The sequence below is a fragment of the Variovorax sp. CAN15 genome (assembly GCF_030462475.1).
Taxonomy (GTDB): domain Bacteria; phylum Pseudomonadota; class Gammaproteobacteria; order Burkholderiales; family Burkholderiaceae_C; genus Variovorax.
Genome location: NZ_JASMRZ010000124.1, coordinates 1 through 9,744, shown reverse-complemented (window position 1 = coordinate 9,744; position 9,744 = coordinate 1). Strand labels below are relative to the sequence as shown.

Here is a 9,744-nt window from a genome sequence, read left to right as displayed (position 1 = left end):
CTCGCGGCAATGCGGCGCGGCTGGGTGTGGCCGATGAGCCGGCCCTTGCCCGGCTCGGCATTGAGCTTGCCGCGGCCCAGCGCGAGGGCGATCTTCGGCAGCTGTGTGGTCTTGCCCGAGCCCGTCTCGCCGCAGACGATCACGACCTGGTGCGCCGAGATGGCGTCCATGATCTCGTCGCGCCTGCTGGAGACAGGAAGCGATTCGGGGAATTCGATGCGAAGGGGTGTGGTGGTCGTCAAGGGAAAACAGTCGTCGGGCCGGCGCGGCAGGCAAACCGTCGATTATCGGCGCGCACAGCCACCGTTGCATGGCATCCACACCGCGCGGCCTGGTTGCAACACGATCCGTAAATAGTCTTTACTCAATTGCAAACCGCCACTACGATCGCGTCCATGTCCTATCGCCTTGCCCTCACCACCTTGCGCCGTCGCTGCGCAAGCCGTGCGCCCCGTGTGCACGGAAGGGTCAAGTTGCCTCGCCCGGCCTGAAGCCGCGCCCTCGACACAGTCGGCGCGCTTCGCAGCCAGAAGCGCCGCAACCGACACCCACAGCGTCACGCCTGCCGCCCGCCGATTCCTTCATGGTGAAGGAGCGGCCGCATTCCTGTTCCAGTCAGATATCCAAGAAGAAAAACATGTCCAAAGACATCCGTACCCAACTGCATGCCGAGCTCGCAGAACGCACTCGCCATCTGCAGACCGTCGCCGAAGCCCTGAAGACCGAGCTCTTCGGCATCGACGACATCATCGATCGCGTGATCGATTCGCTTCGCGCCTGGTATGTGCTGCCGCAGCTCATCAGCCGCCCCGTCATCGTCTGCCTCTGGGGCCTCACCGGCACCGGCAAGACGCAGCTGGTGCGCAAGCTGGCCCAGCACCTTGGCTTCTACGACCGCTTCATCGAAGTGCAGATGGACGGCTTCAGCCATGGCTCGGGCCATCACAGCCGCGGCTCCATCTCGGCCATGCTGGCCGAGTCGGGCATCGCCGAGGGCATGCCCGGCATCCTGGTGCTGGACGAGTTCCAGCGCTTCCGCACGGTCGACAACGGCGGCAACGACGCCAAGGTCGAGCGCTACCAGGACGTGTGGGCGCTGCTGTCCGACGGCCGCCTGCCGCCGGCTCTGTCGATGCTCGGCGAGATCGAGTCTTCGCTGGCCTACGCCGAATACACGCAGGACCGCGACGGCTCCGACAAGAAGAAGTACGACAAGAAACGCAAGCTGCACCTGTCGCCCTGGGAGGCGCGCGAGGTGAAGCGCTGCCTGAAGCTGTCGGAAACGCTGCTGCAGATCATGGCCTGGAAGCCCGCCGAGGTGCATGCGCGCCTGCGCGCCTTCCGCGACACGCAGCAGAGCTGGGAGACCGACTACAGCAAGCTGCTGGTGTTCGTCTCGGGCAACCTCGACGAGATGTACGCCGAGACGGCGCAGCGCGTCGAAGACTGCGACACCGACGCCGACATCTTCCACGAGCTGACGAAGAAGCTCTCCGTCATCGACGTGAAGAAGGCGCTGGCCGAGCGCTTCCGCCCCGAGCAGATCGCGCGCCTTGGCAACAACCACGTGATCTACCCCTCGTTCAACCGCGCGACCTACGTGCGCCTGATCCTGTCGATCTGCGACCGCTACGTGGCCGAGATCCAGGAAAGCTCCGGCGTGCGCTTCGTGCTCGACGCCAGCGTGTACGAGCAGATCTACGCCAATGCCGTGTTCCCGGCACAGGGCACGCGACCGCTGTTCTCGTCGATCCACGCGATCCTGAGTGCCACGCTGGTCAACGCCGCGCTGTGGGCGCTGGAGCAAGGCGCCAATGGCGGCGAGCCGGTGTGGCTCTCGCTGGACGCGGGCGTTTCCTGCATCACGGCCAAGTACCGCAAGGCGCGCCGCCAGTTTCCGGTGGCGCTGGAGCTGAATCGCCTCAAGCAGCGCTCGAGCGAGGACTTCCGCGCCCTGCTCGCGGTGCACGAGGCCGGCCACGGCGTGGTGTACGGCCTGCTCTTCGGCCGCGCGCCGCAGGAGATCAAGATCAACGTGGCTTCGTTCGAGGGCGGCTACAACAGCTACGAGCAGCGCAAGGCCTGGTCGAAGGAGAACCTGCGCGACCGCATCTGCGTGAGCCTTGCGGGCCGCGCCGCCGAGCAACTGGTGTTCGGCGAGCAGGCCTGCACTTCGGGTGCCACTCAGGACTTCATGCAGGCGACGGCCAATGCGGCGCAGTACGTCCGCCACTTCGCCTTCGGCACGCGCCTGAGCCGCACCGACGTCGCGAACGACCCGGGCGACAACGTCAACACCGACATCGAGGCCACCAACCCCGAGATCGAGGCGCTGCTGGCGCAGGAGCAAGAGCGCGCGCTGGCGCTGCTCGAGGCCCACACGCCGGCGCTGATGACGGTGGTCGACGCGCTGCTGCGCGATGGCTCCATCGCTCCGGCCCAACTGGCAGCGATGCTGGACCTGCCCGATCCGGGTTCGGGCGAGGCCAACGCGGCCACCGACGCCTACGCGGCGCTGCTGGCGGGCTTCCGCGCCCAGCACGAGGGGCTGCCGCTGCCGCCGCCACCCTCCGGGGGCGGCGGTAGCGGTGGCGGCTCGGTTCCTGCCAGCGCGGCCCGCGTGCTGCGCGCGATCGCCTGATTCGCCCGACCCGGCCCGGGTCAGGCCGAGTCGGGCGGAGTCAGGCAAATGCCTCTTCATGAATGCACAATCACGCCCCATGTCCACCGTCTTCAATTTCACCTTCGTGCCCTGGTTCCGCTCGGTCGCGCCCTACATTCACACGCACCGCGGCAAGACTTTCGTCGTCGGGCTCGCGGGCGAGGCGATCGCGGCGGGCAAGCTGCAGAACATCGCGCAAGACCTGGCGCTGATCCAGAGCATGGGCGTGAAGATCGTGCTGGTGCACGGCTTCCGGCCACAGGTCAACGAGCAGCTGGCGGCCAAGGGGCACGAGGCGAAGTATTCGCACGGCATCCGCATCACCGACGAGGTGGCGCTCGACTCCGCGCAGGAGGCCGCCGGCCAGCTGCGCTACGAGATCGAGGCCGCCTTCAGCCAGGGCCTGCCCAACACGCCGATGGCGGGCTCCACCGTGCGGGTGATTTCGGGCAACTTCATCACCGCGCGCCCTGTGGGTGTGGTCGACGGAGTGGACTTCAAGCATTCGGGCCTGGTGCGCAAGGTGGACGCCGCCGGCATCCGCCGCACGCTGGACTTTGGCGCCATGGTGCTCATGTCGCCCTTCGGCTTTTCGCCCACGGGCGAAGCCTTCAACCTGACGATGGAAGAAGTCGCCACCAGCGTGGCCATCTCGCTGCAGGCCGACAAGCTGATCTTCCTGACCGAGATTCCCGGCATCCGCATCGACAGCGAGCTACCCGAGAGCGAGGACAACCCCATCGACACCGAGCTGCCGCTGGACGCCGCCGAGAAGCTGCTGGCCTCGCTGCCGCCGCCGCAGAAGCCCACCGACACCGCCTTCTACCTGCAGCACTGCGTGAAAGCCTGCAAGGCGGGCGTGGAGCGCAACCACATCCTGCCCTTCGCCCTCGACGGCTCGCTGCTCTTGGAGGTGTACGTGCACGACGGCGTCGGCACCATGGTGATCGACGAGAAGCTCGAAAGCCTGCGCGAGGCCTCGGTGGACGACATCGGCGGCATCCTGCAGCTGATCGAGCCCTTCGAGCGCGACGGCACGCTGGTCAAGCGCGACCGCACCGAGATCGAGCGCGACATCCACCAGTACACGGTGGTCGAGCACGATGGCGTGATCTTCGGCTGCGCGGCGCTCTACCCGTATCCCGAGGCGCGCACCGCCGAGATGGCCGCGCTCACGGTATCGCCGCAATCGCAGTCGCAGGGCGACGGCGAGCGCATCCTCAAGCACATCGAGCATCGCGCGAAGGCCATGGGCCTGGAAAGCATCTTCGTGCTCACCACGCGCACCATGCACTGGTTCCTCAAGCGCGGCTTCCAGCAGGTCAACCCCGACTGGCTGCCCGAGGCCCGCAAGCGCAAGTACAACTGGGACCGCAAGAGCCAGGTGCTGGTCAAGAAGATCTAGCCCCGGCCCCGAAAAGCACACGCCAAGGAGACCGCCCCGATGACGCTCGCCACCGCCCTGCTCTTTGCCATCGTGGCCTTTGCCGCGATCGCCACGCCCGGGCCGACGGTGCTGCTGGCGCTCAGCAACGGCTCACGCCACGGCGTGCGCCGTGCGCTGCCGGGAATGCTCGGCGCGGTGCTGTCCGATTTCGTGCTGGTCGGCGCGGTGGCGCTGGGCCTGGGCGCCCTGCTGGCCGCGTCGGAGTTCTGGTTCTCGATGCTGAAATGGGTGGGCGCGATCTACCTGGCCTGGCTGGGCCTGCGGATGCTGCGCTCCAGAGGCGGCTTCCACCTGCCGGCCGCCGATGCGGCGCCGTCGGCCATGGCGGGCGAGAGCCGGCGCATCTTCCTCAAGTCCTTCCTGGTGGCGGTGACCAACCCCAAGGGCTACATCTTCTGCTCGGCGCTGCTGCCTCAGTTCATCGACCCGTCGGCGGCCCAGGCGCCGCAGTACATCGTCATCGCGCTGATCTTTGCGGGCCTGGACATGGCGGTGATGCTGGCCTACGCCTTCGTCGGCGCCCGCGCGATCCGGCTCTTGACCATCTCGGCCACGCGCTGGATCGACCGCGCCTGCGGCGGCATGCTGCTGGCCCTGGCCGGGTCCTTGGCTTTCTATCGCCGCAGCGCAGCCTGACGGCCTTGCCGCCGGCCGCCGCTAGTAGCCGCTTCGCCGGGAGCGGTAACAGGTGTCACCGATAATCCCGGCCATGAATCCCCTGCTTTCCCGGTTGCAACCCTACCCCTTCGAGCGGCTGAAGCAGCTGTTCGCGGGCGTCACGCCCAACCCCGAGTTCCCGGCCATCAGCCTGGGCATCGGCGAACCCAAGCACGCCACGCCGGGCTTCATCAAGGACGCGCTGAGCGCCAGCCTCGGCGCACTGGCCGCCTACCCCGCCACCGCCGGCGACCTGAAGCTGCGCACCGCCTTCACCGACTGGCTCAAGACCCGCTACAGCCTCTCCCTCGACCCGGCCACGCAGGTGCTGCCGGTCAACGGCTCGCGCGAGGCGCTGTTCTCGCTGGCCCAGACGGTGGTCGACCCCACGGCCTCGCCCCAGCCGGTGGTGATGTCGCCCAATCCGTTCTATCAGATCTACGAAGGCGCGGCCCTGCTCGCCGGCGCCGAACCGTACTACGTGCCCAGCGTGCCCGCGCGCAACTTCGCGGTCGACTGGGACAGCGTGCCCGGGGAGGTCTGGGCCCGCACCCAGCTGGTGTTCGTCTGCTCGCCGGGCAACCCCACCGGCGCGGTGATGGCGCTGGACGAATGGAAGAAGCTCTTCGCGCTTTCCGACCGCCACGGCTTCGTGATCGCGGCCGACGAGTGCTACAGCGAGATCTACTTCCGCGACGAGCCCCCGCTCAGCGGCCTCGAGGCATCGGTGAAGCTCGGCAGGCCCGACTTCCGCAACCTGATCGCGCTGACCTCGCTGTCCAAGCGCAGCAACGTGCCCGGCCTTCGCAGCGGCTTCGTGGCGGGCGACGCGGCCATCATCAAGAAGTTTCTGCTCTACCGCACCTACCACGGCAGCGCCATGAGCGGCACCGTGGCCGCGGCCAGCATCGCGGCCTGGGGCGACGAGTCGCACGTGGTCGACAACCGTGCCCAGTACCGCGCCAAGTTCGCGGCCGTCACCCCGCTGCTGGAGCCGGTGCTCGACGTGCGGCTGCCCGACGCCAGTTTCTACCTGTGGGCCGGCGTGCCCGAAGTGTGGGCTGGCGACGACGAAGCCTTCGCCCGCGCCCTTTACGCTCAATACAATGTGACGGTTCTGCCGGGGAGCTATCTGGCGCGCCAGACGGACTACGGCGCGAACAGCGTCAACCCCGGCCGGGGCCGCATCCGCATGGCGCTTGTGGCCGAAACGGCCGAATGCGTGGAGGCCGCCGAGCGCATCGTGCGCTTCTGCAAGGAAGCCCGCCGCTGATCCGCCTCGCCTGGCCCCTGCTCCCATTTTTCACCCGAGACTCTCCATGACCCAGCAACTGCAACAAATCATCGACGCCGCGTGGGAAGACCGCGCCAACATCTCGGTCGCCTCGTCGCCGGCCGAAGTGCGCGACGCCGTCGAGCACGTGATCACCGAACTCAACAACGGCAAGCTGCGCGTGGCCACCCGCGAAGGCGTGGGCAAGTGGACCGTGCACCAGTGGATCAAGAAGGCCGTGCTGCTGTCTTTCCGCCTGAAGGACAACGAGCAGATCCAGGCCGGCTCGCTCGGCTTCTACGACAAGGTGCCCACCAAGTTCTCGCACCTGTCGGCCAGCGAGCTGAAGGAATCCGGCGTGCGCATCGTGCCGCCGGCCGTGGCCCGCCGCGGCAGCTACATCGCCAAGGGCGCGATCCTGATGCCCTCGTACGTGAACATCGGCGCGTACGTGGGCGAAAGCACCATGGTCGACACCTGGGCCACCGTGGGTTCGTGCGCGCAAATCGGCGCCAACGTGCACCTTTCGGGCGGCGTCGGCATCGGCGGCGTGCTCGAGCCGCTGCAGGCCGGCCCCACCATCATCGAAGACAACTGCTTCATCGGCGCACGCTCCGAAGTCGTGGAAGGTGTGATCGTCGAAGAGAACTCCGTGCTCGGCATGGGCGTGTACATCGGCCAGAGCACCCCGATCTTCAACCGCGACACCGGCGAAATCTCGTACGGGCGCGTTCCGTCGGGCAGCGTGGTCATCAGCGGCAACCTGCCCAAGAAGACCAAGTCGGGCCAGGACTACAGCACCTACGCCGCGATCATCGTCAAGACGGTCGACGCGCAGACGCGCTCCAAGACCAGCCTGAACGACCTGCTGCGCGACTGAACCAGGCACACCCCCATGCTGCGCGCACTCCGTGTCGCTTCGCGCACCCCCTTGCAGGGGGCAACGCCAGCGGCCCGGCCAAGCCGGTTCCGCGGCGTTCCCCGCGAAGAACGCGTTCTGCACGCAGCTTACGAATGATTCAAAGAGCACCCGAGGAGAGAGACCGATGAACATGATGGAACGGCTTCTTCGTCTGATGGCCGAACGCAAGGCCTCCGACATCTATCTCTCGGCCCATTCGCCGGTGCTGATCCGCATCAACGGCATCTGCCTGCCGGTCAACGCGCAGGTGCTGCCGCCCACGGCGCCGTTGGCGCTGCTGTCGGAGGTGGTGCCCGCCGCGCGCATCCAGGAACTGGAGAGCACGGGCGAGCTCAACATGGCCGTGCACATCGAGGACGCCGGCAACTACCGCATCAGCGCGATGCGCCAGCGCGGCACCTATGCGGTGGTGGTGCGGCACATCGCCTCCCGGATTCCGAGCTTCGAAGAGCTGAACCTGCCCGACATCCTGAAGACGCTCATCATGGAAAAGCGCGGGCTGATCCTGATGGTAGGCGCCACTGGCGCGGGCAAGACCACCACGCTGGCCTCGATGCTCGACTACCGCAACGAGCACGCCAGCGGCCACATCCTCACTGTCGAGGAGCCGATCGAGTTCACCTACACCAACAAGAAGTCGGTGGTGAACCAGCGTGACGTGGGCAGTGACACCACCTCGCTGCAAACGGCACTGAAGAACGCGCTGCGCCAGGCACCCGACGTGATCCAGATCGGGGAGATCCGCGACCGCGACACCATGTCCGCCGCCATCGCCTACGCGCAGTCGGGCCACCTCTGCGTGGCCACGCTGCACGCCAACAACAGCTACCGCGCGCTGAACCGCATCCTGAGCTTCTACCCCGTCGAGGTGCGCCCCACGCTGCTGGGCGACCTGGGCGGCGCGCTGCGCGCCATCGTGTCGCAGCGCCTGCTGCGCACGCCGACCGGCGGCCGCGTGCCGGCGCTCGAAGTCATGCTCAACACCGCGCTGGTGGCCGAGCTGATCGAGAAGGGCGACTTCTCCGGCGTGAAGGAGGCCATGGAAAAGTCGATGGCCGAAGGATCGCAGACCTTCGAGGAAGACATCGCCCGCCTCATCGTGGAGGAGCGCATCACGCGCGAGGAAGGCCTGTCGCAGGCCGACTCGCCCACCAACCTCATGTGGCGCCTGCAGAACCGCGCGGCGCCCAGGCAGCAGGTCGACGACCGCAACCTGACCGACCAGGTCGACGAACCCACCTTTACCGACATCACGCTAGACGTCAAATTCTGACTCTCCCCCAGGCTGCGCGCACTTCGTGTCGCTTCGCCAACCCCCTCGCAGGGGGCAACACCAGCGGCCCGGCAAAGCCGGTTCCGCGGTGTTCCTGGAAGAGTCCCCCTCCATTCCTGTGCCATGTCCCGAACTCTCCAGTTAGCCGAACAACTCATCTCGCGCCCTTCCGTCACCCCCGACGACGCGGGCTGCCAGCAGATCCTCGGCGAGCGGCTGGCGCGGCTGGGCTTCACGCTGGAGACCATCGAGAGCGGCCCGGCCGACTTCCGGGTGACGAACCTGTGGGCGGTTCGCCGTCCCGCGAACGCCAAGGCCGCCACGAAGACGCTGGTGTTCGCCGGCCACACCGACGTGGTGCCCACCGGCCCCGTCGAGCAGTGGACCAGCCACCCTTTCACGCCCACGCACCGCGATGGCAAGCTCTACGGCCGCGGCGCCTGCGACATGAAGACCTCGGTCGCGGCCTTCGTGACCTCCATCGAAGATTTTTTGCAGGCCGTGCCCGATCCGCGGCTCACGCTGGCCCTGCTGCTCACCAGCGATGAGGAAGGCCCCGGCGTCGACGGCACCGTCGTCGTCTGCAATGCGCTKGCCGCCCGCGGCGAGACCATCGACTACTGTATCGTCGGCGAACCCACGGCCGTGGAACGCTGCGGCGACATGATCAAGAACGGCCGACGCGGCACCATGAGCGGCAAGCTCACGGTCAAGGGTGTGCAGGGCCACATCGCCTACCCGCACCTGGCGAAGAACCCGGTGCATGCGGTCGCGCCCGCACTGGCCGAACTGGTGGCCATCAACGCCGCCGGCGGCTGGGATGCCGGCAACGCGTATTTCCAGCCGACCAGCTGGCAGATCAGCAACTTCCACGCGGGCACCGGCGCGAGCAACGTGATTCCGGGCAGCGCGGTGATCGACTTCAACTTCCGCTTCTCGACCGAGTCCACGCCCGAGTCGCTGCAGCAGCGCGTGCATGCCGTACTCGACGCGCACCAGGTCGACTACACCCTGGCCTGGACCGTCGGCGGCCTGCCCTTCCTCACCACGCCCGGCGAGCTGGTGGAAGCCGTGCAAGGCGCCATCCGCGACGAGACCGGCATCGAGACCGAGCTGTCGACCAGCGGCGGCACCAGCGACGCACGCTTCATCGCCAAGATCTGCAGGCAGGTGGTCGAGCTGGGCCCGGTGAACGCCAGCATCCACAAGATCGACGAGCACATCGACGTGGCCGAGATCGAGACGCTGAAGAACATCTACCTGCGCACCCTGAAGCGGCTGGACGCCGCGCTCGCCGGATGAGCACCGTCATCGGACTCATCGAGGCGGGCGCGAAGCGGCTGGAAGAAGCCGGCGTCGCCTTCGGCCACGGAACCGCCAACGCCTTCGACGAAGCCGCCTGGCTGGTGCTGTGGCGCCTGAAGTTGCCGCTGGACGACCTCGACGGCGTGGCCGACAGGCCCGTGTCGCCCGCCGACGCGGGCAAGGTGGCGGCGCTCATCGACGAGCG

8 protein-coding genes and 1 pseudogene are annotated in these 9,744 nt (G+C 67.4%); 8 read left to right on the top strand and 1 reads right to left on the bottom strand.

Annotated features, from left to right (window positions below; genetic code table 11):
• On the bottom strand, positions 1–242 hold a 242-nt coding region (locus QMO14_RS31730), incomplete at its 3' end, for a hypothetical protein (protein WP_301512043.1).
• Between the two features lie 395 nt (positions 243–637).
• Here QMO14_RS31730 and QMO14_RS31725 point away from each other — a divergent pair.
• The 8 genes and pseudogenes from QMO14_RS31725 to QMO14_RS31690 form a co-directional block, all read left to right on the top strand.
• Positions 638–2,641 carry an AAA family ATPase gene (locus QMO14_RS31725; protein WP_301512041.1) on the top strand — a complete coding sequence of 668 codons (2,004 nt, stop codon included), beginning with the start codon at positions 638–640 and terminating at the stop codon, positions 2,639–2,641.
• 79 nt (positions 2,642–2,720) lie between these two features.
• Positions 2,721–4,067, top strand: a complete 1,347-nt coding sequence (gene argA, locus QMO14_RS31720) for an amino-acid N-acetyltransferase (protein ID WP_301512040.1) — start codon at positions 2,721–2,723, stop codon at positions 4,065–4,067.
• Between the two features lie 39 nt (positions 4,068–4,106).
• Positions 4,107–4,745 carry a LysE family translocator gene (locus tag QMO14_RS31715; protein WP_301512039.1) on the top strand — a complete coding sequence of 213 codons (639 nt, stop codon included), beginning with the start codon at positions 4,107–4,109 and terminating at the stop codon, positions 4,743–4,745.
• Between the two features lie 73 nt (positions 4,746–4,818).
• Positions 4,819–6,039, top strand: a complete 1,221-nt coding sequence (gene dapC / locus QMO14_RS31710) for a succinyldiaminopimelate transaminase (protein WP_301512038.1) — start codon at positions 4,819–4,821, stop codon at positions 6,037–6,039.
• Positions 6,040–6,085: 46 nt separating this feature from the next.
• On the top strand, positions 6,086–6,919 hold the full coding sequence (gene dapD / locus QMO14_RS31705; RefSeq protein WP_301512037.1) for a 2,3,4,5-tetrahydropyridine-2,6-dicarboxylate N-succinyltransferase: 834 nt from the start codon (positions 6,086–6,088) through the stop codon (positions 6,917–6,919).
• A gap of 166 nt (positions 6,920–7,085) precedes the next feature.
• Positions 7,086–8,234 carry a PilT/PilU family type 4a pilus ATPase gene (locus QMO14_RS31700; RefSeq protein ID WP_301512036.1) on the top strand — a complete coding sequence of 383 codons (1,149 nt, stop codon included), beginning with the start codon at positions 7,086–7,088 and terminating at the stop codon, positions 8,232–8,234.
• A gap of 123 nt (positions 8,235–8,357) precedes the next feature.
• Positions 8,358–9,536, top strand: a complete 1,179-nt coding sequence (gene dapE / locus QMO14_RS31695) for a succinyl-diaminopimelate desuccinylase (protein WP_301512035.1) — start codon at positions 8,358–8,360, stop codon at positions 9,534–9,536.
• Positions 9,533–9,744, top strand: a pseudogene (locus QMO14_RS31690) (50S ribosomal protein L3 N(5)-glutamine methyltransferase); the annotation flags it as partial. The gene dapE and the pseudogene QMO14_RS31690, both read left to right, overlap by 4 nt.

Bases quoted from the DNA above. Each gene is read 5' to 3' on its own strand.
- QMO14_RS31715 (WP_301512039.1), top strand. From the start codon at position 4,107: ATGACGCTCGCCACCGCCCTGCTCTTTGCCATCGTGGCCTTTGCCGCG.
- dapD (WP_301512037.1), top strand. From the start codon at position 6,086: ATGACCCAGCAACTGCAACAAATCATCGACGCCGCGTGGGAAGACCGC.
- QMO14_RS31700 (WP_301512036.1), top strand. From the start codon at position 7,086: ATGAACATGATGGAACGGCTTCTTCGTCTGATGGCCGAACGCAAGGCC.
- QMO14_RS31725 (WP_301512041.1), top strand. From the start codon at position 638: ATGTCCAAAGACATCCGTACCCAACTGCATGCCGAGCTCGCAGAACGC.
- argA (WP_301512040.1), top strand. From the start codon at position 2,721: ATGTCCACCGTCTTCAATTTCACCTTCGTGCCCTGGTTCCGCTCGGTC.
- dapC (WP_301512038.1), top strand. From the start codon at position 4,819: ATGAATCCCCTGCTTTCCCGGTTGCAACCCTACCCCTTCGAGCGGCTG.